Below are 24,963 nucleotides of genomic sequence, written 5' to 3'. Positions count from 1 at the left end.
GAAGGTCTGCGTTTCGCAATCCGTGAAGGCGGCCGTACCGTTGGCGCGGGTGTTGTAGCGAAAGTTCTGGGTTAATTCCCTGCTGATTATGAAAAAGAGAGCTTCGGCTCTCTTTTTTTATGTCTGCTTTCCGGTAATAGCTGACAAAATTTACACAATCGCAATTGTAATAATATTGATTATCATTTACTCTTTAGCACAGTCAGGAGGAATGATATGTATGTATGCTTGTGTAATGCCATCAGTGATAAAGCTATCCGGAATGCGGTGCGTCAGCATCAGGTTCATTCTATTGGTGAACTGCGCAAAATTATTCCTGTCGGTACTGAATGCGGTAAATGTATCCGTCACGCCAAAGCCGTTATGGCAGAAGAGCATATGGCAGTCCCGGTTGACTGCGTCGCCTGAGTTTTTCCCTGAGTAACTCGTCTGAATTTTGAACTGTATCGCTATTTTGTCACTGTAATCACTCCGTGATTTATTTCCTGTGTCTATACTAAACAGACTGGAAACAAAGGAGGGTACATGAAAGGCGATAAAAAAATGATCTCTCATCTGAACAAATTGCTGGGAAATGAACTGGTTGCGATTAACCAGTATTTCCTGCATGCGCGTATGTTCAAAAACTGGGGTCTGATTAAACTCAATAATAAGGAATATGAAGAATCCATTGATGAGATGAAACACGCCGATGAATACATTGAGCGTATCTTATTTCTGGAAGGGCTCCCGAACCTTCAGGATCTCGGCAAACTTCATATCGGTGAGGATGTCGAAGAAATGCTGAAGTCTGACCTTCAGCTGGAACTGGACGGCGCCAAAGATTTACGTGAAGCAATTGCTTACGCCGATTCCAAACATGATTACGTCAGCCGTGATTTAATGATAAAAATTCTGGCAGAAGAAGAGTCCCACATTGACTGGCTGGAAACCCAGCTGGATCTTATCGCCCGTGTGGGTCTGCAAAATTATCAGCAGGCACAGATGGCGGATGCGGACAGCGAATAAAACAGGTAAATAATCACTGAAGTAAGCAATGTGCATAACCGCCGGCAGGGAAACCCGCGGCGGTTTTTTCTTTTCTGATATTTTGCAGCGGTGCAGGAGATAATTTGCACAAATCCCGGTTTGCATCTTGCTTTCAGGGCTCATTCACGTATAATGCGCGGGCTTGCCAATTGTGCAAGCCTGGTTGATACCAGCATTGAACAGCATGCTTTTCGCTGTTTATGAAAATATCCCCGATATGGGGATTACATCGAGAACGATTACACTCCCCCGTCAATCGAAATGGGTGCGAGGAGTAATTTTTTACGTTTATAAAATAGTTGGAGCTCTGGTCTCATGCAGAACCAAAGAATCCGTATCCGCCTTAAAGCTTTTGATCATCGTCTGATCGATCAATCAACTGCGGAAATCGTAGAGACTGCCAAGCGCACTGGTGCGCAAGTTCGTGGTCCTATCCCGCTGCCGACCCGTAAAGAGCGTTTTACCGTTCTGATCTCTCCGCACGTCAACAAAGATGCGCGCGATCAGTACGAAATCCGCACTCACAAACGTCTGGTTGACATCGTTGAGCCAACTGAAAAAACCGTTGATGCTCTGATGCGTCTGGATCTGGCTGCCGGCGTTGACGTGCAGATCAGCCTGGGTTAATCAGGTATCAATTGATTGAGAGGTTGAAACAATGATTGGTTTAGTCGGTAAAAAAGTGGGTATGACCCGCATCTTCACTGAAGAAGGTGTGTCAATCCCTGTTACTGTTATCGAAATCGAAAATAACCGCGTTACTCAGGTTAAATCTGAAGAAACCGACGGTTATCGTGCTATTCAGGTTACCACCGGCAGCAAAAAAGCTAACCGCGTGAACAAACCTGAAGCAGGACATTTCGCAAAAGCTGGTGTTGAAGCTGGTCGCCTGTTACGTGAATTCCGCCTGTCAGAAGGTGAAGAGTTTACTGTTGGCCAGAACATCAGCGTTGAAATTTTCGCTGACGTTAAGAAAGTTGACGTTACTGGTACATCTAAAGGTAAGGGCTTCGCCGGTACTGTTAAGCGCTGGAACTTCCGTACTCAGGATGCTACTCATGGTAACTCCTTGTCTCACCGTGTTCCGGGTTCTATCGGTCAGAACCAGACTCCGGGTAAGGTATTTAAAGGCAAGAAAATGGCAGGTCAGCTGGGTAACGAACGTGTAACCGTTCAGAGCCTGGATGTCGTTCGCGTTGACGCTGAACGTAACCTGCTGCTGGTAAAAGGTGCTGTCCCGGGTGCAACCGGTAGCAACCTGATTGTTAAACCAGCTGTCAAGGCTTAACGTCGAGGAGATAGGAATGGAATTGGTAATGAAAGACGCGCAAAGCGCGCTGACTGTTTCCGAAACTACCTTCGGGCGTGATTTCAATGAAGCGCTTGTCCATCAAGTAGTTGTTGCGTATGCAGCTGGTGCTCGTCAAGGTACACGTGCTCAGAAAACTCGTGCTGAAGTTACTGGGTCAGGTAAAAAACCATGGCGTCAAAAAGGCACTGGTCGTGCCCGCTCTGGTTCAGTTAAGAGCCCAATCTGGCGCTCTGGTGGTATCACTTTCGCAGCGAAACCACAGGACCACAGTCAAAAAGTTAACAAAAAGATGTACCGCGGCGCGCTGAAAAGCATTCTGTCCGAACTGGTACGTCAGGATCGTCTGATCATTGTCGAAAAATTTGCTGTAGAAGCACCTAAAACTAAGCTGCTTGTTCAGAAATTGAAAGATATGGCTCTGGAAGACGTGATGATTATCACCCACGAAGTTGATGAGAACCTGTTCTTAGCAGCTCGCAACCTGTACAAGGTTGACGTGCGTGATGTCACTGCAATCGATCCGGTCAGTCTGATCGCGTTCGGTAAAGTAGTGATGACTGCTGAAGCAGTTAAGCAAGTTGAGGAGATGCTGGCATGATCCGTGAAGAACGTCTGCTGAAAGTACTGCGCGCGCCGCACGTATCTGAAAAAGCGTCTACCGCGATGGAAAAAACAAATACCATCGTACTCAAAGTTGCTAAAGACGCGACTAAAGCTGAAATCAAAGCTGCAGTTGAAAAACTGTTCGAAGTCAAAGTTGAAGGTGTTAACACTCTGCTGGTTAAAGGCAAAGTGAAGCGCCACGGTCAGCGTTTCGGTCGTCGTAGCGACTGGAAAAAAGCTTACGTCACCCTGCAGGAAGGCCAGAATCTGGACTTCGTCGGCGGCGCTGAATAAGTCGGAGGAGTAAAGAACAATGGCAATTGTTAAATGTAAACCTACGTCTCCGGGCCGTCGCCACGTCGTTAAAGTGGTCAACCCTGAGCTGCACAAGGGCAAACCTTACGCACCACTGCTTGAGAAAAACAACAAGTCTGGTGGTCGTAACAACAATGGCCGTATCACTACCCGTCATATTGGTGGTGGTCACAAGCAAAATTACCGTATTGTTGACTTTAAACGTAACAAAGACGGTATCCCGGCTGTTGTAGAACGTCTGGAATATGATCCAAACCGTTCAGCAAATATTGCTCTGGTATTATACAAAGACGGTGAACGCCGTTACATCCTGGCTCCTAAAGGCCTGAAAGCTGGTGATCAAATCCAGTCTGGTGTTGATGCTGCAATCAAAGCGGGTAACGCTTTGCCAATGCGCAACATCCCGGTTGGTTCTACTGTTCATAACGTAGAAATGAAACCAGGTAAAGGCGGCCAGCTGGCACGTTCTGCCGGTACTTACGTTCAAATCGTTGCGCGCGATGGTGCTTATGTCACTATTCGTCTGCGTTCCGGTGAAATGCGTAAAGTTCCTTCAGACTGCCGCGCGACTTTAGGTGAAGTGGGTAACGCTGAACACATGCTGCGCGTTCTGGGTAAAGCCGGTGCAAGCCGCTGGCGTGGTATTCGTCCTACCGTTCGCGGTACTGCGATGAACCCGGTAGATCACCCACACGGTGGTGGTGAAGGTCGTAACTTTGGTAAACACCCTGTAACACCATGGGGCGTTCAGACCAAAGGTAAGAAGACTCGTAAAAACAAACGCACTGAACACTTCATCGTTCATCGTCGTACTAAGAAATAATTAGAGGATAAGCCATGCCACGTTCTCTCAAGAAAGGTCCTTTCATTGACCTGCACTTGCTGAAGAAGGTAGAGAAAGCGGTGGAAAGCGGTGACAAAAAGCCTGTTAAGACTTGGTCCCGTCGTTCAACGATCTTTCCTAACATGATCGGTTTGACCATCGCTGTCCATAATGGTCGTCAGCATGTTCCGGTTTACGTTACCGACGAAATGGTTGGTCATAAACTGGGTGAATTCGCGCCGACCCGTACTTATCGCGGCCATGCGGCTGATAAAAAAGCCAAAAAGAAATAAGGTAGGAGGAAGAGATGGAAACTATTGCTATGCATCGCCACGCTCGTTCTTCTGCTCAGAAGGTTCGCCTGGTGGCTGACCTGATCCGCGGTAAGAAAGTGTCGCAAGCTCTGGAAATTTTAACCTTTACCAACAAGAAAGCTGCTGGTTTAGTGAAGAAAGTCCTAGAGTCTGCTATTGCTAACGCAGAACACAACGATGGCGCTGACATCGATGATCTGAAAGTAGCGAAAATTTTCGTTGACGACGGCCCAACCATGAAGCGCATCATGCCTCGTGCTAAAGGTCGTGCAGATCGTATTCTTAAGCGCACCAGCCACATCACTGTGGTTGTGTCCGATCGCTGATACCTGGAGACTAGCAATGGGTCAGAAAGTAAATCCAAATGGTATTCGCCTGGGTATTGTTAAACCTTGGAACTCTACCTGGTTTGCGAACACCAAAGAATTCGCTGACAACCTGGACAGCGACTTTAAAGTACGTAAGTACTTAACTAAAGAGCTGGAAAAAGCGTCAGTATCCCGCATCGTTATCGAGCGTCCTGCTAAGAGCATCCGTGTGACTATTCACACTGCGCGCCCTGGCATCGTTATCGGTAAGAAAGGCGAAGACGTTGAAAAACTGCGCAAAAGCGTTTCAGAAATCGCTGGCGTTCCTGCGCAGATCAATATTGCCGAAGTACGTAAACCTGAACTGGACGCAAAATTAGTTGCTGACAGCATCACTTCACAGCTGGAACGTCGCGTTATGTTCCGTCGTGCTATGAAGCGTGCGGTACAGAATGCTATGCGTTTAGGCGCTAAAGGTATCAAAGTCGAAGTAAGCGGCCGTTTAGGCGGTGCTGAAATCGCACGTACTGAGTGGTATCGCGAAGGCCGTGTGCCTCTGCATACCCTGCGTGCAGACATCGATTATAACACCTCTGAAGCTCAGACTACTTATGGTGTGATCGGCGTTAAAGTGTGGATCTTCAAAGGTGAGATCCTGGGTGGCATGGCTGCAGTTGAACAGGCGGAAAAACCGGCTGCTCAACCTAAAAAACAGCAGCGTAAAGGCCGTAAGTAAAGGAGAGTCGCTGAATGTTACAACCAAAGCGTACAAAATTCCGTAAAGTGCACAAAGGCCGTAACCGCGGTCTGGCAGCAGGCGCGGATGTGAGCTTCGGCACTTATGGTCTGAAAGCTGTTGGCCGTGGTCGTCTGACTGCACGTCAGATCGAAGCAGCACGTCGTGCTATGACCCGTGCAGTTAAGCGTCAGGGTAAAATCTGGATCCGTGTGTTCCCGGACAAACCTATCACTGAAAAGCCTCTTGAAGTGCGTATGGGTAAAGGTAAAGGTAACGTGGAGTATTGGGTTGCCTTAATCCAGCCGGGTAAAGTCCTGTATGAAATGGACGGCGTACCAGAAGAGCTTGCTCGTGAAGCATTCAAGCTGGCAGCAGCTAAACTGCCTATCAAAACCACCTTTGTAACTAAGACGGTGATGTAATGAAAGCGAAAGAGCTGCGCGAAAAAAGCGTTGAAGAGCTGAACACTGAGCTGCTGAACCTGCTGCGCGAACAATTTAACCTGCGTATGCAAGCGGCAAGCGGCCAGTTACAACAGTCTCATCTGTTAAAACAAGTGCGTCGTAATATTGCACGAGTTAAGACTTTATTGACTGAGAAGGCGGGTGCGTAATGACCGATAAAATCCGTACTCTGCAAGGTCGTGTTGTTAGTGACAAAATGGAAAAATCCATTGTTGTGACTATCGAGCGTATGGTGAAACACCCTCTGTATGGTAAGTTCATCCGTCGTACGACTAAACTGCACGTACATGACGAGAACAATGAATGTGGTATCGGTGACGTGGTAGAAATCCGCGAAACCCGTCCACTGTCTAAGACTAAGTCCTGGACCCTGGTTCGCGTCGTAGAGAAAGCTGTACTGTAATTGTACTGCTTTCTGATGTAGAATAAACGGCTCGGCTTTAGAGCCGTTTATTTTTTTCTATCCATAACGAAGATGTGGTGTTATAATGCCGCGCCCTCGTAATATGGGTATTTGGACGGCCTCTCTTTTTAGTAAGAGTGGCTCAGTAGTAGTTGACATTTAGCGGAGCACTAAAATGATCCAAGAACAGACTATGCTGAACGTGGCCGATAACTCCGGTGCACGTCGCGTAATGTGTATCAAGGTTCTAGGTGGCTCGCACCGTCGCTACGCAGCTGTAGGCGACATTATCAAAATTACCATCAAGGAAGCAATTCCGCGCGGTAAAGTAAAAAAAGGTGATGTTCTGAAGGCAGTAGTGGTGCGCACCAAGAAGGGTGTACGTCGCCCTGACGGTTCTGTCATTCGCTTCGATAGCAACGCTTGTGTATTGTTAAACAATAACAGCGAGCAAGTTATCGGTACGCGTATTTTTGGGCCGGTAACTCGTGAACTTCGTAACGAGAAGTTTATGAAAATTATCTCACTGGCACCTGAAGTACTCTAAGGAGCGGAACTATGGCAGCGAAAATCCGTCGTGATGACGAAATTATCGTGCTGACCGGCAAAGATAAAGGTAAGCGCGGTAAAGTAAAACAGGTTCTTTCTTCTGGTAAAGTTATCGTTGAAGGTATCAATCTGGTTAAGAAACATCAGAAGCCGGTTCCGGCCCTGAACCAACCAGGTGGCATCGTTGAAAAAGAAGCTGCAATTCAGGTTTCTAACGTTGCAATCTTCAATGCGGCAACCGGCAAGGCTGACCGTGTAGGTTTTAGATTCGAAGACGGCAAAAAAGTCCGTTTCTTCAAATCTAACAGCGAAACTATCAAGTAATTTTTGGAGTATACGATGGCGAAACTGCATGATTACTACAAAGACGAAGTAGTTAAACAACTGATGACTCAGTTTAGCTACAATTCTGTCATGCAAGTCCCTCGGGTCGAGAAGATCACCCTGAACATGGGTGTTGGTGAAGCAATTGCTGATAAAAAACTGCTGGATAACGCAGCAGCTGACTTAGCAGCAATCTCTGGTCAGAAACCATTGATCACCAAAGCACGCAAATCTGTTGCAGGCTTCAAAATCCGCCAGGGCTATCCAATCGGCTGTAAAGTAACTCTGCGTGGCGAACGCATGTGGGAGTTTCTTGAGCGTCTGATTTCTATTGCTGTACCACGTATTCGTGACTTCCGTGGCTTGTCCGCTAAGTCATTCGATGGTCGCGGTAACTACAGCATGGGCGTACGTGAACAAATCATCTTCCCTGAAATCGATTACGATAAAGTGGATCGTGTTCGTGGTCTTGATATTACTATCACTACCACCGCGAAATCTGATGATGAAGGTCGCGCACTGTTATCAGCGTTTAACTTCCCGTTTCGCAAGTAAGGCAGGGTATTCATGGCTAAGAAATCTATGAAAGCGCGTGATGTAAAACGTGCAAAATTAGCTGAGAAATTCTTCGCAAAACGCGCAGAACTGAAAGCTACCATCTCCGATGTCAACGCATCAGATGACGATCGTTGGGATGCTGTTCTGAAGCTTCAATCTCTGCCACGTGATTCCAGTCCTTCCCGTCAGCGTAACCGTTGCCGCCAAACCGGGCGTCCACACGGTTTTCTGCGGAAGTTTGGCTTAAGCCGTATTAAAGTCCGTGAAGCCGCTATGCGCGGTGAAATCCCGGGCCTTAAGAAAGCTAGCTGGTAATTGTCACCATATTGAATCACGGGAGTAAAGACAGATGAGCATGCAAGATCCCATCGCGGATATGCTGACCCGTATCCGTAACGGTCAGGCCGCGAACAAAGTTGCGGTCACCATGCCTTCCTCCAAGCTGAAAGTGGCGATTGCCAACGTGCTGAAGGAAGAAGGTTATATTGAAGATTTTAAAATCGAAGGCGACATCAAGCCAGAACTGGAACTGACTCTTAAGTATTTCCAGGGTAAGGCTGTTGTAGAAAGTATCCAGCGCGTAAGCCGCCCAAGTCTGCGTATTTATAAGCGCAAAGACGAACTGCCACAAGTTATGGCAGGTCTGGGTATCGCAGTTGTTTCTACATCTAAAGGTGTAATGACTGATCGTGCAGCTCGCCAGGCTGGTCTTGGTGGCGAGATTCTCTGCTACGTAGCATAATTCGGGAGGAAAGAATGTCTCGTGTGGCAAAAGCACCCGTCGTCATTCCTGCCGGCGTAGAGGTAAAACTCAACGGTCAGGTTATTTCGATTAAGGGTAAAAACGGCGAGCTGAGCCGTAATATCCACAACGCTGTAGAAGTTAATCATGCAGACAACCAGTTAACCTTTGGTCCACGTGACGGTTATACCGACGCATGGGCACAGGCTGGTACAACTCGTGCACTGGTTAACGCTATGGTTGTTGGTGTTACCGAAGGCTTCTCTAAGAAGCTGCAACTGGTAGGTGTTGGTTATCGTGCAGCCGTTAAAGGTGATGTAGTAAACCTGTCTGTAGGTTTCTCTCACCCGGTAGAGCACAAACTGCCGGCTGGCGTTACTGCTGAATGTCCGACCCAAACTGAAATCGTACTGAAAGGTGCTGATAAGCAGGTTATTGGTCAGATCGCAGCAGACTTACGCGCCTATCGTCGCCCTGAGCCTTACAAAGGTAAAGGTATTCGCTACGCCGACGAAGTCGTGCGTATTAAAGAGGCTAAGAAGAAGTAAGGTAACACTATGGATAAGAAAGCAGCTCGTATCCGTCGTGCGACCCGCGCACGCCGCAAGCTTATGGAACTGGGTGCAACCCGCCTGGTGGTACATCGTACCCCTCGCCATATCTATGCGCAGGTTATTGCACCAAACGGTTCTGAAACGTTGGTGGCCGCTTCTACTGTTGAAAAAGCTATCAGCGAACAAGTTAAATGCACCGGAAACAAAGATGCCGCAGCTGCAGTAGGTAAAGCTATTGCTGAGCGCGCACTGGAAAAAGGAATCAAAGCAGTATCCTTTGACCGTTCTGGTTTCCAATATCATGGTCGAGTCCAGGCACTGGCAGATGCTGCCCGTGAAGCTGGCCTACAGTTCTAAGGTAGAGGTGTAAGATGGCACACATCGAAAAACAAGCTGGCGAACTGCAGGAAAAGCTGATCGCGGTAAACCGCGTATCTAAAACCGTTAAAGGTGGTCGTATCTTTAGCTTCACCGCACTGACTGTAGTGGGTGATGGCAACGGCCGCGTTGGTTTTGGTTACGGCAAAGCACGCGAAGTTCCGGCAGCAATCCAGAAAGCGATGGAGAAAGCCCGTCGCAACATGAAAACCGTTGCACTTAACAACGGCACATTATTCCACCCAGTGAAAGGCACACACACCGGTTCCCGCGTGTTTATGCAGCCTGCTCACGAAGGTACCGGTATTATTGCCGGTGGTGCAATGCGTGCTGTTCTTGAAGTTGCCGGTGTTCGTAACGTCCTGGCTAAAACTTATGGTTCCACGAACCCAATTAACGTTGTTCGTGCAACACTGGATGCTTTAGACAGCATGAAGTCTCCAGAAATGGTTGCAGCTAAGCGTGGTAAATCCGTCGAAGAAATTCTGGGGTAATGGACCATGGCTAAGACTATTAAAATTACACAAACCCGCAGCTCAATCGGCCGTCTGCCAAAACACAAGGCAACTCTGGTCGGTTTAGGTCTGCGTCATATTGGTCACACTGTAGAACGCGAAGATACTCCAGCGGTCCGTGGTATGGTCAATCGTATTTCCTATATGGTTAAGGTTGAGGAGTAACAGATGCAATTAAATACTCTGTCTCCGGCAGCAGGTGCTAAACACGCACCAAAACGTGTAGGTCGTGGTATTGGTTCCGGTCTCGGTAAAACCGCAGGTCGTGGTCACAAAGGTCAGAGCTCTCGTTCTGGCGGTGGCGTACGTCGTGGGTTTGAAGGTGGCCAGATGCCTTTATATCGTCGTCTGCCAAAATTCGGCTTTACTTCCCGTAAAGCGATGGTCACTGCTGAGATCCGTTTATCTGATCTTCAGCTGATCGAAGGCGATGTTATCGATCTTAATGTATTGAAAGCCGCAAACGTTATTGGTCCACAGATTGAGTACGCGAAAGTGTTCCTGTCTGGTGAACTGACTCGTGCAGTTACTGTACGCGGCCTGCGTGTTACTAAAGGCGCTCGTGCTGTTATCGAAGCTGCTGGCGGTAAAATCGAGGAATAAGTAACAGATGGCAAAGCAACCAGGTACAGATTTCCAAAGTGCTAAAGGCGGAATAGGTGAGTTAAAGCGTCGTTTACTGTTTGTGCTCGGCGCACTGATTGTTTTCCGTATTGGCTCTTTCATTCCTATCCCTGGTATTGATGCCACTGTTCTTGCGAAATTGCTCGAGCAACAACAAGGCACCATCATTGAGATGTTTAACATGTTCTCTGGTGGTGCGTTGAGTCGTGCTTCAATCTTTGCGCTGGGTATCATGCCGTACATTTCGGCATCGATTATTATCCAGCTGCTGAGCGTGGTGAACCCGCGTCTGGCGGAGATTAAGAAAGAAGGGGAAGCTGGTCGTCGTAAGATTAGCCAGTACACCCGGTATAGTACGTTAGTCCTTGCGGTGTTCCAATCTGTTGGTATCGCGATGGGCTTACCGAATATGCCTGGTATGCAGGGTCTGGTTATTAACCCGGGCTTTGCATTCTACTTCACGGCTGTTGTGAGTTTGGTGACAGGGACTATGTTCCTGATGTGGCTGGGTGAGCAGATTACTGAACGTGGTATCGGTAACGGTATTTCGATCATTATCTTCGCCGGTATTGTCGCGGGTCTTCCGTCGGCGATTGGCCATACCATCGAGCAAGCTCGTCAAGGCGAACTGCACTTCCTCCTGTTGCTATTGGTTGCAGTCTTGGTATTTGCGGTTACTTGCTTTGTTGTCTTTATGGAGCGTGGTCAGCGTCGTATCGTCGTTAACTATGCCAAACGTCAGCAAGGCCGCCGTGTTTACGCGGCACAAAGTACACACTTACCGTTGAAAGTGAATATGGCGGGTGTAATTCCTGCGATTTTCGCTTCCAGTATTATCCTGTTCCCTGGTACAATTGCATCTTGGTTCGGTGATGGTACTGGCTGGGATTGGCTGACGACAATTTCTATGTATCTGCAGCCAGGCCAGCCGCTCTATGTGTTACTTTATGCCTCTGCAATCATATTCTTCTGTTTCTTCTATACCGCACTGGTATTTAATCCAAGAGAAACAGCAGATAACCTGAAGAAGTCCGGTGCATTTGTACCAGGAATTCGTCCGGGAGAGCAAACGGCCAAGTACATCGATAAAGTAATGACTCGTTTAACTTTAGTTGGCGCGTTATATATTACCTTTATCTGCCTAATCCCGGAGTTCATGCGTGACGCAATGAAAGTACCTTTCTACTTTGGTGGTACTTCCCTCTTAATCGTGGTTGTGGTCATCATGGACTTTATGGCTCAAGTGCAAACTCTGATGATGTCAAGTCAGTACGAGTCTGCATTGAAAAAAGCAAACCTCAAAGGTTATAACCGTTAATTCGGTTTGCTTTAGAAGTTACGGAGAGTAAAAATGAAAGTTCGTGCTTCCGTCAAGAAATTATGCCGTAACTGCAAAATCGTTAAGCGTCACGGTGTCGTGCGCGTGATTTGCAGTGCTGAGCCTAAGCATAAACAGCGCCAAGGCTAATAAAAAGCATATTTTTCTTGCAAAGTTGGATTGAGCTGGCTAAATTAGCCAGCCAATCTTTTTATAAACGTGGTTCTACTGTTTGAGTATCCTGAAAACGGGCTTTTCAGATCAGTATTACCCCAAAATTTTTAGGAGTGCATAGTGGCCCGTATAGCAGGCATTAACATTCCTGATCATAAACATGCTGTTATTGCATTAACTGCAATTTTCGGCATCGGCTTAACCCGTTCACAGGCTATCTGTAAAGCAACGGGTATTGCTGAAGATGTTAAGATCAGTGAGCTGTCTGAAGAGCAAATCGACCAACTGCGTGACGAAGTTGCTAAATACGTTGTAGAAGGTGACCTGCGCCGTGAAGTGACCCTCAGCATCAAACGTCTTATGGACATTGGTTGCTATCGTGGTTTACGCCATCGTCGTGGTCTTCCGGTACGCGGTCAGCGTACGAAGACTAACGCACGTACCCGTAAGGGTCCGCGTAAGCCGATCAAGAAATAATCGGGGAATCTTATAATGGCAAAAGCACCTGTTCGTGCACGTAAGCGTGTAAGAAAACAAGTCTCTGACGGTGTGGCTCATATCCATGCTTCTTTCAACAACACAATCGTTACCATTACTGACCGTCAGGGTAACGCATTAGGTTGGGCAACTGCCGGTGGTTCCGGTTTCCGTGGTTCTCGTAAATCAACTCCATTCGCAGCACAGGTTGCAGCAGAACGTTGCGCAGAGGCTGTGAAAGAGTACGGTATTAAGAATCTGGAAGTTATGGTTAAAGGACCTGGTCCTGGCCGTGAGTCAACCGTTCGCGCATTAAACGCGGCTGGTTTCCGCATCACTAACATTACTGATGTGACTCCGATCCCTCATAACGGTTGTCGTCCTCCGAAAAAACGTCGCGTTTAATCGCCCTTACGTTTTTTAGGATAGTTGGAGAAAGAAAATGGCTAGATATTTGGGTCCGAAGCTCAAGCTGAGCCGTCGCGAAGGAACAGACCTCTTCCTGAAGTCTGGTGTTCGCGCGATTGACACCAAGTGTAAATTAGATCAAGCACCAGGCCAGCACGGCGCCCGTAAACCGCGTCTGTCTGATTATGGTGTTCAGTTACGTGAAAAACAAAAAGTTCGTCGTATGTACGGCGTGCTGGAACGTCAGTTCCGTAACTACTATAAAGAAGCAACCCGCCTGAAAGGCAACACAGGTGAAAACCTGCTGTCCCTGCTGGAAGGTCGTTTAGACAACGTTATTTATCGTATGGGCTTTGGCGCTACCCGCGCAGAAGCACGTCAGATCGTCAGCCATAAAGCTGTCATGGTAAATGGCCGTGTTGTAAACATTGCTTCTTATCAGGTTTCCCCTAACGACGTAATCAGCATTCGTGAAAAAGCAAAAAAACAGTCTCGTATTAAGGCTGCTTTAGAGCTGGCTGAGCAGCGTGAAAAACCAACTTGGTTGGAAGTTGATGCTGCGAAAATGGAAGGTGTGTTCAAACGTATTCCTGAGCGTACTGACCTTTCTGCTGATATTAACGAGCACCTGATCGTCGAGCTTTACTCTAAGTAAGGCTTAGCACCAAAGAGAGGACACAATGCAGGGTTCTGTGACAGAGTTTCTTAAACCGCGCCTGGTTGATATCGAGCAAATCAGTTCGACGCACGCCAAGGTGACCCTTGAACCATTAGAGCGTGGCTTTGGCCATACTCTGGGTAACGCACTGCGCCGTATTCTGCTTTCGTCTATGCCGGGTTGTGCGGTAACTGAGGTTGAGATTGATGGTGTACTCCATGAGTACAGCACTAAAGAAGGTGTACAGGAAGATATCCTGGAAATTCTGCTCAACCTGAAAGGGCTGGCGGTAAAACTTCAGGGAAAAGATGAAGTCATCTTAACTCTGAATAAATCTGGCATTGGCCCTGTGACTGCAGCCGACATCATCCATGACGGTGATGTTGAAATCGTCAAGCCGGAGCATGTAATTTGCCATCTCACTGACGAAGGCGCATCTATTAATATGCGCATTAAAGTTCAGCGTGGTCGTGGTTATGTTCCTGCTTCTGCCCGAATTCATTCGGAAGAAGATGAGCGCCCAATCGGTCGTCTGTTAGTAGACGCGTGCTACAGCCCAGTTGAGCGTATTGCTTACAATGTTGAAGCAGCACGTGTTGAGCAGCGTACCGATTTGGATAAATTGGTTATCGAAATGGAAACCAACGGCACGATTGATCCAGAAGAATCAATTCGTCGTGCGGCAACCATTCTGGCCGAACAACTGGAAGCTTTCGTTGACTTACGTGATGTTCGTCAGCCGGAAGTGAAAGAAGAAAAACCAGAATTCGATCCGATTTTACTGCGCCCAGTAGACGATCTCGAATTGACTGTCCGCTCTGCTAACTGTCTCAAGGCAGAAGCAATCCACTACATCGGTGATCTGGTACAGCGTACAGAAGTTGAGTTGCTCAAAACGCCTAACCTTGGTAAGAAATCTCTTACTGAAATTAAGGACGTTCTGGCATCTCGTGGCTTATCTCTGGGCATGCGTCTGGAAAATTGGCCGCCGGCAAGTATTGCTGACGAATAAGATCACAGGTTAAGGTTTTACTGAGAAGGATAAGGTCATGCGCCATCGTATGAGTGGTCGTCAATTGAACCGCAACAGCAGCCATCGCCAAGCTATGTTTCGTAACATGGCCGGTTCTTTAGTTCGTCACGAAATTATCAAGACGACTTTGCCTAAGGCAAAAGAACTGCGTCGCGTTGTTGAGCCGTTGATTACCCTGGCTAAAACGGATAGCGTTGCTAACCGTCGTTTAGCATTCGCCCGTACTCGTGATAACGAAATCGTGGCAAAACTGTTCAACGAGCTGGGACCACGTTTCGCTCAGCGTGCAGGTGGTTACACCCGCATTCTGAAATGTGGTTTCCGTGCTGGTGACAATGCTCCAATGGCTTACATTGAGCTTGTTGACCGCGCTGAGTCCCAGACTGAAGCAGCAGCAGAGTAATCTGTTACTGCGTAAAAAAACCGGGTTTTTAACCCGGTTTTTTTATTTCTGCTAATCCTGCCCTTGAAGTTATACCCCCCATCCCCATATTCCAGTCAATGACATACAACATTTTACTATTCTGATATGATGGCTTCAGGCCAGATGATGTCAGGAGGTTGCCGATGTACCGAATTGGTCAGTTAGCAAAACTTGCAGAAGTGACACCGGATACGATCCGCTTTTATGAAAAACAGGGCATGATGGATCATCAGTCCCGGACGGATGGCGGCTATCGTTTGTATACCGAACAGGATCTGCATCGTCTGCGTTTTATCCGTTATGCAAAACAATTGGGCTTTACTCTGGAAGCGATCACTGAATTGTTATCGATCAGAGTTGATCCTGAACACCATACCTGCCGCGAATCAAAGCAAATTGTTGATGATCGGCTGAAAGATGTGGAAATAAAGTTAGTTGAAATGCAGCGAATGCGCGATTCCCTGAAGATGCTGAGTGATGCCTGTTGCGGAACGGCACATGTCAGTTCACAATGCACCATTCTGGAAATTCTTGAGCAGGGAGCGACAGAGCCCTGTGGCTGTTCAAAAAAAGAGAGTAAACATAATCAATGAGGTTACTATGACGAAATATGCTCATAAACGCGGCGTGATACAAGATAACGCCCTCGAAGCTCTATTATCAGATCCGCTTTTCCGGCAGAGAGTAGAGAAAAATAAGAAAGGTAAAGGGAGTTATAACCGGAAAGAAAAACACAATAAGGCAGGTTACCGGGAGGCCAGTAGTAAGCGATTAGATAATCTTTTACTACTGGCCTTTTAGTTTATTATTTCTTTTGATCTTTTAATAAATCACGGATTTCAGTCAGTAATGTTTCTTCTGCTGATGGAGCCGGTGGCTCAGCAGGTGCTTCTGCCTGCTCACGGCGTAATTTATTCAGCATTTTGATGGCAATGAAGATAGCAAATGCGACGATGACGAAGTCAAAGACGGTTTGCAGGAATACACCATAGTTCAGTACAACAGCAGGCACATCTCCGCTGGCTTCCCGCAGCACAACGGCAAATTGCTTGAAGTCGATCCCGCCGATAAGTAAGCCGAGTGGTGGCATGATGACATCAGCAACTAATGAGGACACAATTTTGCCGAATGCCGCACCGATAATGATACCGACGGCCATATCAACCACATTACCGCGCATCGCAAATTCACGAAACTCTTTTATGAAGCTCATACCTTTTTCCTTACCCAAAATGTTAACAAGTTGTCATTCTCAAGTATAAATCAATAGCATTTACTATCAAAATATTAAGTACTTATTTATAAGAAGAACGGACTTGGCTGGAAGAGCTTCTCCACCTCGGGTACGTGGCGTTTGTCAGTAATGAACAGCACAACATGGTCTCCCTGTTCAATACTGTGCTCGGCATTCGCAATAATCACCTGCTCATCTCTGACAATCGCACCAATAATAGTGCCCGGTGGCAGCTTAATATCGGCAATTTTGCGTCCGACGACTTTTGAGGTGTTTTCATCACCATGTGCAATAGCTTCAATAGCCTCAGCGACACCGCGACGCAATGAAGATACACTGACGATATCCGCTTTGCGTACATGCCCCAGTAATGCAGAAATAGTGGCCTGTTGCGGGGAGATCGCAATATCGATCACGCCGCCCTGTACCAGATCCACATATGCGCTGCGCTGGATTAGCACCATTGCTTTTTTGGCGCCCATGCGTTTGGCGAGCATCGCAGACATAATATTTGCTTCGTCATCGTTGGTCAGGGCAATAAAGACATCAACCTGCTCAATATGCTCTTCTGCTAATAATTCCTGGTCTGATGCATCCCCGTAGAAAACAATCGTGTCATGCAGCAACTCGGCAAGATCTGTTGCCCGGTTAGCGTTGTGCTCGATCAGTTTGACGTTATAGTCTTTCTCGATACGCAGGGCCAGACCGGCTCCGACGTTCCCGCCGCCGACAATCATGATCCGCTTATACGGTTTTTCCAGCCGCTGTAATTCACTCATTACCGCACGGATATGTTCGGATGCTGCGACAAAAAATACTTCATCACCGGCTTCAATGATGGTTGAACCCTGCGGGCGAATCGGTCTGTCCTGGCGGAAGATAGCCACAACCCGTGTTTCAATGTGCGGCATATGTTCGCGCAGACTGGAAAGAGCGTTCCCGACCAGTGAACCGCCGTAATAGGCTTTTACGGCAACAATACTGACGCGTCCTTCGGCAAAATTCACAACCTGAAGGGCACCGGGATACTGGATCAGCTTATAGATGCTGTCGATAACCAGCTGTTCAGGGGCGATCAGGTGATCTATCGGGATCGCTTCCGGTAAAAATAATTTATCGGCCTCGCGGACATATTCGGAAGATCGGATTCGGGCGATCTTGTTCGGTGTATTGAACAACGTGTAGGCGACCTGGCAGGCGATCATATTCGTTTCATCGGAGTTGGTCACGGCAACGAGCATATCCGCATCTTCTGCCCCGGCTTCACGCAGCACCCGGGGGTGAGAGCCCGCGCCGTTTATCACCCGGAGATCGAATTTATCCTGCAGCTGACGTAACCGGTCCGGGTTGGTATCCACAACAGTAATATCGTTGTTTTCATCAACTAAGTTTTCTGCCAGTGTGCCGCCGACTTGTCCGGCACCAAGAATAATAATTTTCATATAAATGATCGTCCGGGTTGTTTATCAGGCAGGAAGTGCCTGTTTAACCAGTTTAGCGTAAAAAAATCCGTCTCCGCTCTGAGCATCCGGCAGCATCTGATAACCGGAGGCCGGTGTATCTGTTAACACTGCATCACGATGTGAGGACAGAAAATTATTTATCTGATGAATATTCTCTTCCGGTAATACGGAACAGGTTGCATAGACCAGGGTGCCGCCGGGCTTAAGATACGGCCAGATCGCTTCCAGAATTTCCCGCTGCAGTGCGGCCAGTTCATTAATATCATTATCACGGCGAAGCCATTTTATATCAGGATGGCGGCGGATAACGCCGGTCGCGGAGCAGGGTGCATCAAGTAAAATGCGATTGAATGTCTGTGACTCTGCCCATTGTTCCGGATAACGGCCGTCACCGGTCTTAACAACGGCATTTTGCTTAAGCCGTTGTAAGTTCTCATTAACCCGGGTTAAACGCTGCTTATCCACATCGACCGCCATGACGTGAGCGCGTGGCGCTATCTCTAAAATATGGGTTGTTTTCCCGCCGGGTGCAGCACACAGATCCAAAATGGTTTCATCATTCTGCGGATCCAGCAGTAATGCACAGCCCTGCGCAGAACTGTCCTGAACAGTAACCCAGCCCTCAGCAAATCCCGGCAGGTCAGTGACGGGGCAAGGTGCTGCGAGACGCAGTGCATCCGGATATGAAGGATTATAAAAAGCGTCAATATTATTTTCTGCCAGCAGGGCCTGATATGCCTGTGCGGAGTGATGGTTACGGTTAACCCGCAGCCACATCGGCGGTTTTTCATTGTTTGCGGTAATAACGGATTCCCAGTTTTCAGGATAGGCAGCCTGAATACGGGATAACAGCCATTTAGGATGCAGCCAGCGGCTTTCATTATTAGCAAAACGTTCAGACAGGACCTGTTCCTGACGCTGGAACTGACGCAGCACACCGTTAATCAGCCCTTTCAGCTGTGGCTTTTTCAGGGCAACAGCACCATTAACAGTTTCAGACAGTGCGGCGTGTGCCGGGATGCGTGTATAACGAAGCTGATAAAAACCGACCAGAATCAGATAATGCAGTACCCGCTGTTTGCCGGTCAGTGGTTTTGCCATCAGCTGCCGGCTGTACCATTCAAGCTCCGGCAGCACCCGCATCACGCCAAAGCACAATTCCTGCAACAATGCTTTGTCTTTCGGGTTGATATCCCGCTGATATTCAGGCAGAAGTGCGCTGAGTGACTGTCCCTGATCCAGGACCTGGCTGATGATACGGGCAGCAATACTGCGTAGGTTATAACTGTTTTTCATTGTGATTCCGGTATCCCGGCGAGTGATAAAGAGAAAGGGTGACCGGCATACCGAACAGGATATGCCGGTTACGAAATAAAATTACAGTAAATTGCCCGGGGTAAACCATTCTTTACGGGAATTCAGGATATCAGCAGCTGACATCGGTTTTTTACCGGCAGGCTGTAACTGTGTGATATTCAGAATACCGTCGGCAGTGGCAACCTGAATGCCGCTTTTATCCGCACGGATAACTGTTCCCGGTGCTGCGGAAGTCTGTTCCGCAATCACTGTGGCCTGCCAGACTTTCACCGGCTGCTCATCAATCACCATATAACTGATTGGCCACGGATTGAAGGCACGGATACAGCGATCTAACTGAGCGGCAGATAAAGACCAGTCCAGCCGGGCTTCTTCTTTGCTCAGTTTCTCTGCGTAGGTAACCAGGGTGTCGTCCTGTTTTTCAGGACGAAGAGCATTCTGACAGACCAGAGACAATGTATGTAACAGTGCCTGCGGGCCGATACCTGCAAGTTTTTCATACAGTGACGCACTGGTATCTTCTGATGTGATATCGCACTCTGCCTTATACAGCATATCACCGGTATCGAGACCGGCGTCCATCTGCATAATGGTTACGCCGGTTTTGGCATCACCGGCCCATAATGCCCGTTGGATAGGGGCAGCACCACGCCACGCCGGCAGCAGTGAACCGTGAACATTCAGACACCCGAGGCGCGGAATATCCAGCACTGCCTGCGGTAAAATCATCCCGTAGGCCACGACAATCATGATGTCTGCCTGCTGGTCACGTATCCACTGGTGATTTTCTTCTTTGCGCAGTGTGGATGGCTGGAAAACAGGAATATCGTGCTGTTGTGCCAGCTCTTTTACCGGGCCTGCGGTGATTTTTTTCCCGCGGCCGGCAGGGCGATCCGGCATGGTTAAGACGCCAACGACATTATGCTCTGACTGAATCAGGGCATCCAGGTGGCGTGCGGCAAAATCAGGCGTTCCTGCAAAGATAATACGTAGTGAATCTGACACGTTGCTTTCCTGTAAAAATAATAATGCCACAAACAATAACAGTGCCCGTGCGCTGCTGCGGTCTGTGGCAGATAAAGACTGCGGGTATTAAGACCGGGCTCTGAGTCTGTCCAGTTTTTCGACTTTCTGACGGATGCGCTGGCGTTTCATAGCGGAAAGATAATCGACAAATAATTTACCTTCCAGGTGATCCATTTCATGCTGGATACAAATTGCCAGCAGATCACCGGTTTCCAGCTCGAAAGGCTCGCCGTTATAGTCCAGCGCCCGGATTTTAACGTGTTCAGCTCGCGGCACGAATGCCCGCTGTTCAGGAATCGATAAACAACCTTCTTCGATCCCGGCTTCTCCGGATTTTTCCAGCAGTTCAGGGTTGATCAGCACCAGGCGCTCATTCCGTTCTTCTGACACATCGATCACGATAATGCGCTGGTGGATATCAACCTGGGTAGCTGCCAGACCAATACCTTCTTCGTCGTACATGGTTTCGAACATATCATCGACAATCTTCTGAATGCCGGCATCGACTTTTTCAACCGGCTTTGCAATCGTGCGAAGCCGCTCGTCGGGATAATGTAATACGGTTAATAACGCCATAGATTTTTTCGTGTTCTATCTAAAAAATGGATGGAAATTAATGTCTATTCTAGACAGTTATCCGCCTGATTGACAGTATTGCCCGTAACGGATACGGCATTTTTATTACGGGCTCAGTCAGGATGGCGCAATGGATGAAAGGGAAATTTGGTTACGTCTGGCGTGTATCAGGCGGTTAAGTGCACATCATGCTGTCAGCGCTGCCTCTGTACTGACAGAAACCTGCACGCAGAAAAACGGTGAGATCCGTCAGCAGCTGCATCAGTGCGGACTAACACTGGTGCAGTGTCAGCAATTTATGAATGTGAATACATCCAGGCTGAAAACGGCACTGTTATGGGCGGATTCACCGGGTAACGTGATATTACCCCTGTCATCACCACACTATCCGTTTTTATTAAAGCAGATCTATTCACCCCCGCTTGTGCTTTTTGTGGCAGGGCAGATAGCTGCATTGTCTGACCCGCAGGTCAGTATGGTGGGCAGTCGTGCAGTCACGCATTACGGTGAAAAGTGGGCGGTTTGTTTTACTCGGCATCTTGTGCAGCATAATCTGGTCATCACCAGCGGTCTGGCCGCCGGGGTCGACGGATGCTGCCATAAAGCCGCGCTGGCAGCGGGCGGAAAGACAATCGCGGTGTCAGGCAGCGGGTTATCTCATATTTATCCTGCGCAGCACAGGCAGCTGGCCGGCGGGATTACAGAAAATGGTGCGCTTATCTCTGAATATTTTCCGGATGTTCCGCCACTGGCTAAAAATTTTCCGAGACGGAACCGGATAATCAGCGGGCTAAGCCGCCTGCTGATTGTGATTGAGGCCGGGCGGCGCAGCGGGTCATTAATCACCGCACAGTGCGCGCTTGAGCAGGGGCGGGATGTTTTCACGTTACCGGCAGTACTCGGTAACCCGGCTTATGAGGGCAACCACTGGTTGTTGCAGCAGGGCGCCTATATTGCGACCGCACCGGCAGATATCACTGACCATCTCGCACTGGATATGCAGTGGCTGGCTCTGCCGCCGGTTCCGGACATGACGGAGACGGTTGTCCCGCCGGTACAGGAAGAACTGCCGTTTGCACATGTGCTGATTAATGTGGATGATGAACCGACGCCGGCGGATGTTATTGCCGCGCGGTGTGAGCTGCCGGTCACAGAGGTGACAACACAACTGCTGCAGCTGGAGTTATCAGGTAAAATAGCCGTGGTCAGCGGGGGATATATCCGCCTGCATCACTGAACGGTATCGGCGTAAGGTAAATTATCATGTCAAAATCAACGGCGGAATGCTGTCCGGAATGCGGCGGAGAGCTGGTTATCCGCAATGGTGCCCACGGGCCTTTCTTCGGCTGTTCGGCTTATCCGGAATGTGATTATGTCCGTCCGCTGAAAGCCGGTACTGACGGACATATTATAAAAGTGCTGGACGGGCAGCTGTGTCCGCAGTGCGGCGGAACGCTGGTGTTGCGTCAGGGTCGCTATGGTATGTTTATCGGCTGCGGAAATTTTCCGGAATGTGAATATATTGCATCTATCGATTCACCGGATGAAACGACGGTTGCCTGCCCGCAGTGTCATGATGGTAAGTTACTTCAGCGTAAATCCCGGTTCGGTAAAGTATTTTATGCCTGCAACCGCTATCCGGCGTGTCAGTTTTCACTGAACAGCAAACCGGTTGCCGGTGAGTGTCAGTATTGTCACTATCCGCTGCTGGTGGAAAAAAGGACATCAACAGGCGTAAGATTAAATTGTGCGAGTAAAGCCTGCGCAAAACGACAAAAAGAACAGAATGAGAATAATGATGAATCATAATCACACCACAGCAAATTTTGACACAATCATAAAAGCACTGAATAACCATGAGGTCATCGCCTATCCGACAGAAGCCGTATTTGGTCTGGGCTGTGACCCGGATAGTGAACAGGCGGTGATGGCACTGCTGGATCTGAAACAGCGCCCGTGGGAAAAAGGGCTGATTCTGATTGCGGATAACTATGATCAGGTAAAACCGTATATTGATGACTCACGTCTGACGGATGAACAGCGCGAAGCGATGTTTGCCTCCTGGCCGGGCCCGGTGACCTGGGTGATCCCGGCAAAATCCACGACACCAAAATGGCTGACCGGCCGTTTTGATTCGCTGGCTGTCCGCGTGACAGATCATCCGGTAGTTAAAGCATTATGTCTGGCATATGGCAAACCGGTCGTTTCCACCAGTGCGAACCTGAGCGGGCTGGAGCCGTGCCGGACAACTGATGAGGTAAATTCTCAGTTTAACGGCCGGATTCCGGTGGTTGACGGGGTGGTCGGCGGGCGGAAAAATCCCTCAGAGATCCGCGATGCACTGACAGGGCAGTTATACCGCCAGGGCTGACAAAACACCAAAAGGACCCGGAATGAAAAAATTTGCCGTTTTTGGCCATCCTATTGCGCACAGTCAGTCACCTTTCATTCATCAGGCGTTTGCCGGTCAGTTTGGTATTGAGCTGAGTTATGAACGAATTTTGTCTCCGCTTGACGGATTCAGTCGCTGTGTCTCCGGATTTTTCGCTGCGGGCGGACTGGGAGCAAATGTCACACTTCCTTTTAAAGAACAGGCATATGAACTGGCGGATGAACTCAGTGAACGGGCACAGGTCTGTGGTGCGGTAAATACACTGTATCTGACAGAAGATAAGAGGCTGGCCGGGGACAATACCGATGGTGAAGGGCTGGTTATTGATTTGCAGCGGCTTATGTTTATCCGGCCCGGCGACCATATCCTGCTGATAGGTGCAGGCGGGGCGGCCCGGGGGGCGTTGTTGTCACTATTACAGGCGGGATGTGCCGTTACCGTCACCAACCGGACATTTGGTAAAGCCCAATCTCTGGCAGAGCGGTTTACCGGTTACGGAAAAGTCAGTGCAATGCCGCTCAATGAAACCGGAACCGCCGGATTTTCACTGATTATCAATGCCACATCGTCCGGGGTGGATGGTGCGGTTCCGCAGATCCCGCCGTCATTACTAAACCCGGCAGTCGCCTGTTACGATATGTTTTACCGCACCGGTCTGACACCTTTTCTGCAACTTGCCGCAGATCACGGAGTAACCCGGTATGCTGACGGACTGGGTATGCTGGCCGGTCAGGCGGCTTTCGCATTCCGGTTATGGCATGGTGTATTGCCGGATATCGCTCCTGTACTGACAAAACTCAAAGAGAAGATGGCATCATGAATCAATCCATTCAGTTTCCGGATCGCGAATCACGGGATGACGACCGGGGATGTATTGTTTTTCCGGTGATGATCAACGGTTTTTTATCGGATTGCTGTGTCTCTGCACAATACCTGCAATCCCGTTACGGGACGGCAGGCGGGGAGGATATGCTGACTCTCTTCCGCCGGAACCGGTGGGATCTGGAGGAAGAATTTGCAGAGTTTATTGAAAAAGGTGAGGCGGATGAACCGCCTTACCGGTTACCCTGTGACAGATAGTTATTTTTCCACATAACATAGTTATTGGCGGAATACTTCAGTCCTTCATATTCTTCAGGTTTCAGCGGACGGACGGCTTTGGCAGGACTGCCGAGATACAGGTAGCCGCTTTCCAGTCGTTTGCCCGGGGAAACCAGACTGCCCGCACCGATGATCACATCATCCTCAACCACCACACCATCCAGCAAAATTGATCCCATACCGACCAGAACGCGGTTACCGATAGTGCAGCCGTGCAGCATCACTTTATGTCCGACAGTAACGTCTTCTCCGATAATCAGCGGATGACCGGCCGGATTATCAGCAGTCTGATGAGTGACATGTAATACGGAGCCGTCCTGAATATTGGTGCGCTGACCAATCTGAATGTAATTGACGTCTCCCCGGGCAACAACCAGCGGCCAGATACCGACATCATCAGCCAGACGCACATCACCGATAATGACAGAAGAGTCATCGATCATGACGTTTTTGCCGGCAGAAGGGGTTAATGTCAGATAGGGGCGGAGTTTATTCACAATAATTACCTCAGAATATAAATGTATTTTGGCGATCTTAGTCAGAGAGTTTACCGGAGGCAATGCAACTTTCAGGCATAATTGCCGGAAAATACGACATGATGCTCAAAAGACAGACGGTTAATAAGAAAATTCAAAAAAAAGGTTGTGCAAAACGAAAAGCTCCCTATAATGCGCCACCACTGACACGGAACAACGCGATAACACGCGGTTCCGGCAGAAAGAGAAAAAGCGAAAAGTTGAAAAACAACGCTTGACTCGAAGGGGCTGAAAACGTAATATACGCAGCCTCGCAACAACGCAGAAGACCG

45 protein-coding genes are annotated in these 24,963 nt (G+C 48.6%); 39 read left to right on the top strand and 6 right to left on the bottom strand.

Translation table 11 applies throughout. The features are described from left to right. From R5268_RS19155 to R5268_RS18995, 33 genes are all read left to right on the top strand, one after another. A partial coding sequence (locus R5268_RS19155; protein ID WP_168381270.1) for a hypothetical protein occupies positions 1-75 on the top strand: 75 nt, incomplete at its 5' end. A gap of 141 nt (positions 76-216) precedes the next feature. Then, on the top strand, positions 217-408 hold the full coding sequence (gene bfd, locus R5268_RS19150) for a bacterioferritin-associated ferredoxin (protein WP_046895375.1): 192 nt from the start codon (positions 217-219) through the stop codon (positions 406-408). Positions 409-525: 117 nt separating this feature from the next. Continuing rightward, positions 526-1,008, top strand: coding sequence for a bacterioferritin (bfr, locus tag R5268_RS19145; protein ID WP_046895374.1), 483 nt, complete (start codon positions 526-528; stop codon positions 1,006-1,008). Between the two features lie 336 nt (positions 1,009-1,344). Next, positions 1,345-1,656, top strand: a complete 312-nt coding sequence (gene rpsJ, locus R5268_RS19140; RefSeq protein WP_001181005.1) for a 30S ribosomal protein S10 — start codon at positions 1,345-1,347, stop codon at positions 1,654-1,656. Between the two features lie 31 nt (positions 1,657-1,687). Then, on the top strand, positions 1,688-2,317 hold the full coding sequence (gene rplC, locus R5268_RS19135; protein ID WP_046895373.1) for a 50S ribosomal protein L3: 630 nt from the start codon (positions 1,688-1,690) through the stop codon (positions 2,315-2,317). Positions 2,318-2,333: 16 nt separating this feature from the next. Further along, entirely contained in the window at positions 2,334-2,939 is a 606-nt protein-coding gene (gene rplD, locus R5268_RS19130) for a 50S ribosomal protein L4 (protein ID WP_046895372.1), read from the top strand. Beyond that, positions 2,936-3,238: a 50S ribosomal protein L23 gene (rplW, locus tag R5268_RS19125; protein WP_004238631.1), complete on the top strand. Its 303-nt coding sequence runs from the start codon at positions 2,936-2,938 to the stop codon at positions 3,236-3,238. The genes rplD and rplW overlap by 4 nt, the downstream gene beginning before the upstream one ends. A 19-nt stretch (positions 3,239-3,257) precedes the next feature. After that, on the top strand, positions 3,258-4,082 hold the full coding sequence (gene rplB / locus R5268_RS19120) for a 50S ribosomal protein L2 (protein WP_004238630.1): 825 nt from the start codon (positions 3,258-3,260) through the stop codon (positions 4,080-4,082). A gap of 14 nt (positions 4,083-4,096) precedes the next feature. Beyond that, entirely contained in the window at positions 4,097-4,375 is a 279-nt protein-coding gene (gene rpsS, locus R5268_RS19115; RefSeq protein WP_015422335.1) for a 30S ribosomal protein S19, read from the top strand. Positions 4,376-4,389: 14 nt separating this feature from the next. Then, positions 4,390-4,722: a 50S ribosomal protein L22 gene (rplV, locus tag R5268_RS19110; protein WP_004238627.1), complete on the top strand. Its 333-nt coding sequence runs from the start codon at positions 4,390-4,392 to the stop codon at positions 4,720-4,722. Between the two features lie 16 nt (positions 4,723-4,738). Beyond that, positions 4,739-5,440, top strand: a complete 702-nt coding sequence (rpsC, locus tag R5268_RS19105; protein WP_107680714.1) for a 30S ribosomal protein S3 — start codon at positions 4,739-4,741, stop codon at positions 5,438-5,440. 14 nt (positions 5,441-5,454) lie between these two features. Then, entirely contained in the window at positions 5,455-5,865 is a 411-nt protein-coding gene (gene rplP / locus R5268_RS19100) for a 50S ribosomal protein L16 (RefSeq protein WP_006535500.1), read from the top strand. Then, a complete protein-coding gene (rpmC, locus tag R5268_RS19095) occupies positions 5,865-6,056 on the top strand; it encodes a 50S ribosomal protein L29 (RefSeq protein ID WP_004238624.1) in 192 nt (63 codons plus the stop codon). The genes rplP and rpmC overlap by 1 nt, the downstream gene beginning before the upstream one ends. Then, positions 6,056-6,310 (top strand): 30S ribosomal protein S17, encoded by a 255-nt coding sequence (rpsQ, locus tag R5268_RS19090; protein ID WP_015422334.1) that lies wholly within the window; start codon positions 6,056-6,058, stop codon positions 6,308-6,310. Before rpmC ends, rpsQ begins: the two co-directional genes overlap by 1 nt. 175 nt (positions 6,311-6,485) lie before the next feature. Continuing rightward, on the top strand, positions 6,486-6,857 hold the full coding sequence (gene rplN, locus R5268_RS19085) for a 50S ribosomal protein L14 (RefSeq protein WP_015422333.1): 372 nt from the start codon (positions 6,486-6,488) through the stop codon (positions 6,855-6,857). A gap of 11 nt (positions 6,858-6,868) precedes the next feature. Then, positions 6,869-7,183, top strand: coding sequence for a 50S ribosomal protein L24 (gene rplX, locus R5268_RS19080; RefSeq protein ID WP_004238623.1), 315 nt, complete (start codon positions 6,869-6,871; stop codon positions 7,181-7,183). Positions 7,184-7,198: 15 nt separating this feature from the next. After that, positions 7,199-7,738, top strand: a complete 540-nt coding sequence (gene rplE / locus R5268_RS19075; protein WP_046895371.1) for a 50S ribosomal protein L5 — start codon at positions 7,199-7,201, stop codon at positions 7,736-7,738. A 12-nt stretch (positions 7,739-7,750) separates the two neighbouring features. Continuing rightward, entirely contained in the window at positions 7,751-8,056 is a 306-nt protein-coding gene (gene rpsN / locus R5268_RS19070) for a 30S ribosomal protein S14 (protein ID WP_004238619.1), read from the top strand. 34 nt (positions 8,057-8,090) lie between these two features. Next, a complete protein-coding gene (gene rpsH / locus R5268_RS19065) occupies positions 8,091-8,483 on the top strand; it encodes a 30S ribosomal protein S8 (RefSeq protein WP_004242248.1) in 393 nt (130 codons plus the stop codon). A 14-nt stretch (positions 8,484-8,497) separates the two neighbouring features. Further along, positions 8,498-9,031: a 50S ribosomal protein L6 gene (gene rplF / locus R5268_RS19060; RefSeq protein ID WP_046895370.1), complete on the top strand. Its 534-nt coding sequence runs from the start codon at positions 8,498-8,500 to the stop codon at positions 9,029-9,031. A 9-nt stretch (positions 9,032-9,040) separates the two neighbouring features. Further along, positions 9,041-9,394 (top strand): 50S ribosomal protein L18, encoded by a 354-nt coding sequence (gene rplR, locus R5268_RS19055; protein ID WP_046895369.1) that lies wholly within the window; start codon positions 9,041-9,043, stop codon positions 9,392-9,394. A 14-nt stretch (positions 9,395-9,408) separates the two neighbouring features. Further along, positions 9,409-9,909 (top strand): 30S ribosomal protein S5, encoded by a 501-nt coding sequence (rpsE, locus tag R5268_RS19050; RefSeq protein WP_004238615.1) that lies wholly within the window; start codon positions 9,409-9,411, stop codon positions 9,907-9,909. Between the two features lie 6 nt (positions 9,910-9,915). Continuing rightward, positions 9,916-10,095, top strand: a complete 180-nt coding sequence (gene rpmD / locus R5268_RS19045; RefSeq protein ID WP_004238614.1) for a 50S ribosomal protein L30 — start codon at positions 9,916-9,918, stop codon at positions 10,093-10,095. Positions 10,096-10,098: 3 nt separating this feature from the next. After that, a complete protein-coding gene (gene rplO, locus R5268_RS19040; RefSeq protein ID WP_004242249.1) occupies positions 10,099-10,533 on the top strand; it encodes a 50S ribosomal protein L15 in 435 nt (144 codons plus the stop codon). Positions 10,534-10,540: 7 nt separating this feature from the next. Beyond that, positions 10,541-11,872 carry a preprotein translocase subunit SecY gene (gene secY / locus R5268_RS19035; protein WP_004238612.1) on the top strand — a complete coding sequence of 444 codons (1,332 nt, stop codon included), beginning with the start codon at positions 10,541-10,543 and terminating at the stop codon, positions 11,870-11,872. 33 nt (positions 11,873-11,905) lie between these two features. Beyond that, positions 11,906-12,022, top strand: a complete 117-nt coding sequence (gene rpmJ / locus R5268_RS19030; protein WP_015422332.1) for a 50S ribosomal protein L36 — start codon at positions 11,906-11,908, stop codon at positions 12,020-12,022. 144 nt (positions 12,023-12,166) lie between these two features. Next, positions 12,167-12,523: a 30S ribosomal protein S13 gene (rpsM, locus tag R5268_RS19025; protein WP_004242250.1), complete on the top strand. Its 357-nt coding sequence runs from the start codon at positions 12,167-12,169 to the stop codon at positions 12,521-12,523. A gap of 15 nt (positions 12,524-12,538) precedes the next feature. Next, positions 12,539-12,928 (top strand): 30S ribosomal protein S11, encoded by a 390-nt coding sequence (rpsK, locus tag R5268_RS19020; protein WP_003863312.1) that lies wholly within the window; start codon positions 12,539-12,541, stop codon positions 12,926-12,928. Between the two features lie 37 nt (positions 12,929-12,965). Next, a complete protein-coding gene (gene rpsD, locus R5268_RS19015; RefSeq protein ID WP_015422331.1) occupies positions 12,966-13,586 on the top strand; it encodes a 30S ribosomal protein S4 in 621 nt (206 codons plus the stop codon). Between the two features lie 25 nt (positions 13,587-13,611). Next, on the top strand, positions 13,612-14,601 hold the full coding sequence (locus R5268_RS19010) for a DNA-directed RNA polymerase subunit alpha (RefSeq protein WP_004238609.1): 990 nt from the start codon (positions 13,612-13,614) through the stop codon (positions 14,599-14,601). A 37-nt stretch (positions 14,602-14,638) separates the two neighbouring features. Next, positions 14,639-15,025 carry a 50S ribosomal protein L17 gene (rplQ, locus tag R5268_RS19005; RefSeq protein ID WP_015422330.1) on the top strand — a complete coding sequence of 129 codons (387 nt, stop codon included), beginning with the start codon at positions 14,639-14,641 and terminating at the stop codon, positions 15,023-15,025. Positions 15,026-15,189: 164 nt separating this feature from the next. Next, positions 15,190-15,639 carry a Zn(2+)-responsive transcriptional regulator gene (gene zntR, locus R5268_RS19000; RefSeq protein WP_046895368.1) on the top strand — a complete coding sequence of 150 codons (450 nt, stop codon included), beginning with the start codon at positions 15,190-15,192 and terminating at the stop codon, positions 15,637-15,639. Between the two features lie 7 nt (positions 15,640-15,646). After that, positions 15,647-15,847, top strand: a complete 201-nt coding sequence (locus tag R5268_RS18995; RefSeq protein ID WP_025154662.1) for an alternative ribosome-rescue factor A — start codon at positions 15,647-15,649, stop codon at positions 15,845-15,847. 4 nt (positions 15,848-15,851) lie between these two features. On the opposite strand, the gene mscL is transcribed toward R5268_RS18995, so the two are convergent. The 5 genes from mscL to def all read right to left on the bottom strand — a co-directional run bounded on the left by mscL (position 15,852) and on the right by def (position 20,662). Continuing rightward, on the bottom strand, positions 15,852-16,259 hold the full coding sequence (gene mscL, locus R5268_RS18990; RefSeq protein ID WP_046895367.1) for a large-conductance mechanosensitive channel protein MscL: 408 nt from the start codon (positions 16,257-16,259) through the stop codon (positions 15,852-15,854). A gap of 86 nt (positions 16,260-16,345) precedes the next feature. Then, positions 16,346-17,722 (bottom strand): Trk system potassium transporter TrkA, encoded by a 1,377-nt coding sequence (gene trkA / locus R5268_RS18985; RefSeq protein ID WP_046895366.1) that lies wholly within the window; start codon positions 17,720-17,722, stop codon positions 16,346-16,348. A 24-nt stretch (positions 17,723-17,746) separates the two neighbouring features. Then, positions 17,747-19,039: a 16S rRNA (cytosine(967)-C(5))-methyltransferase RsmB gene (gene rsmB / locus R5268_RS18980; RefSeq protein ID WP_317420480.1), complete on the bottom strand. Its 1,293-nt coding sequence runs from the start codon at positions 19,037-19,039 to the stop codon at positions 17,747-17,749. An 81-nt stretch (positions 19,040-19,120) separates the two neighbouring features. Then, complete coding sequence (fmt, locus tag R5268_RS18975) at positions 19,121-20,065, bottom strand: methionyl-tRNA formyltransferase (protein WP_314045933.1); 945 nt, start codon at positions 20,063-20,065, stop codon at positions 19,121-19,123. An 87-nt stretch (positions 20,066-20,152) separates the two neighbouring features. Then, entirely contained in the window at positions 20,153-20,662 is a 510-nt protein-coding gene (gene def, locus R5268_RS18970; protein WP_218454763.1) for a peptide deformylase, read from the bottom strand. A 130-nt stretch (positions 20,663-20,792) separates the two neighbouring features. On the opposite strand from def, the gene dprA reads away from it, so the two are divergent. The 5 genes from dprA to R5268_RS18945 are packed head-to-tail and all read left to right on the top strand — an operon-like array spanning position 20,793 to position 24,134. Further along, on the top strand, positions 20,793-21,899 hold the full coding sequence (gene dprA, locus R5268_RS18965; RefSeq protein ID WP_317420484.1) for a DNA-processing protein DprA: 1,107 nt from the start codon (positions 20,793-20,795) through the stop codon (positions 21,897-21,899). 26 nt (positions 21,900-21,925) lie between these two features. Next, on the top strand, positions 21,926-22,471 hold the full coding sequence (locus tag R5268_RS18960; RefSeq protein ID WP_046895407.1) for a type I DNA topoisomerase: 546 nt from the start codon (positions 21,926-21,928) through the stop codon (positions 22,469-22,471). Continuing rightward, on the top strand, positions 22,461-23,033 hold the full coding sequence (tsaC, locus tag R5268_RS18955) for an L-threonylcarbamoyladenylate synthase type 1 TsaC (protein ID WP_218455672.1): 573 nt from the start codon (positions 22,461-22,463) through the stop codon (positions 23,031-23,033). The genes R5268_RS18960 and tsaC overlap by 11 nt, the downstream gene beginning before the upstream one ends. A 22-nt stretch (positions 23,034-23,055) precedes the next feature. Further along, positions 23,056-23,874, top strand: coding sequence for a shikimate dehydrogenase (gene aroE / locus R5268_RS18950; RefSeq protein WP_218454761.1), 819 nt, complete (start codon positions 23,056-23,058; stop codon positions 23,872-23,874). Beyond that, positions 23,871-24,134, top strand: a complete 264-nt coding sequence (locus R5268_RS18945; protein WP_317420486.1) for a DUF1488 domain-containing protein — start codon at positions 23,871-23,873, stop codon at positions 24,132-24,134. The genes aroE and R5268_RS18945 overlap by 4 nt, the downstream gene beginning before the upstream one ends. On the opposite strand, the gene R5268_RS18940 is transcribed toward R5268_RS18945, so the two are convergent. Further along, entirely contained in the window at positions 24,110-24,655 is a 546-nt protein-coding gene (locus R5268_RS18940; protein WP_046895409.1) for a gamma carbonic anhydrase family protein, read from the bottom strand. The genes R5268_RS18945 and R5268_RS18940 overlap by 25 nt on opposite strands. 59 nt (positions 24,656-24,714) lie before the next feature. Here R5268_RS18940 and R5268_RS18935 point away from each other — a divergent pair, with 59 nt between their 5' ends. After that, positions 24,715-24,909 carry a hypothetical protein gene (locus R5268_RS18935; RefSeq protein WP_025154650.1) on the top strand — a complete coding sequence of 65 codons (195 nt, stop codon included), beginning with the start codon at positions 24,715-24,717 and terminating at the stop codon, positions 24,907-24,909. Positions 24,910-24,963 lie beyond the last annotated feature (54 nt).

It is taken from the genome of Morganella sp. BCCO 40_0007 (genome assembly GCF_032989665.1).
GTDB lineage: Bacteria > Pseudomonadota > Gammaproteobacteria > Enterobacterales > Enterobacteriaceae > Morganella > Morganella sibonii.
Note: the sequence above shows the minus strand (reverse complement) of the source record. Positions and strands in the feature narration are given on the sequence as shown.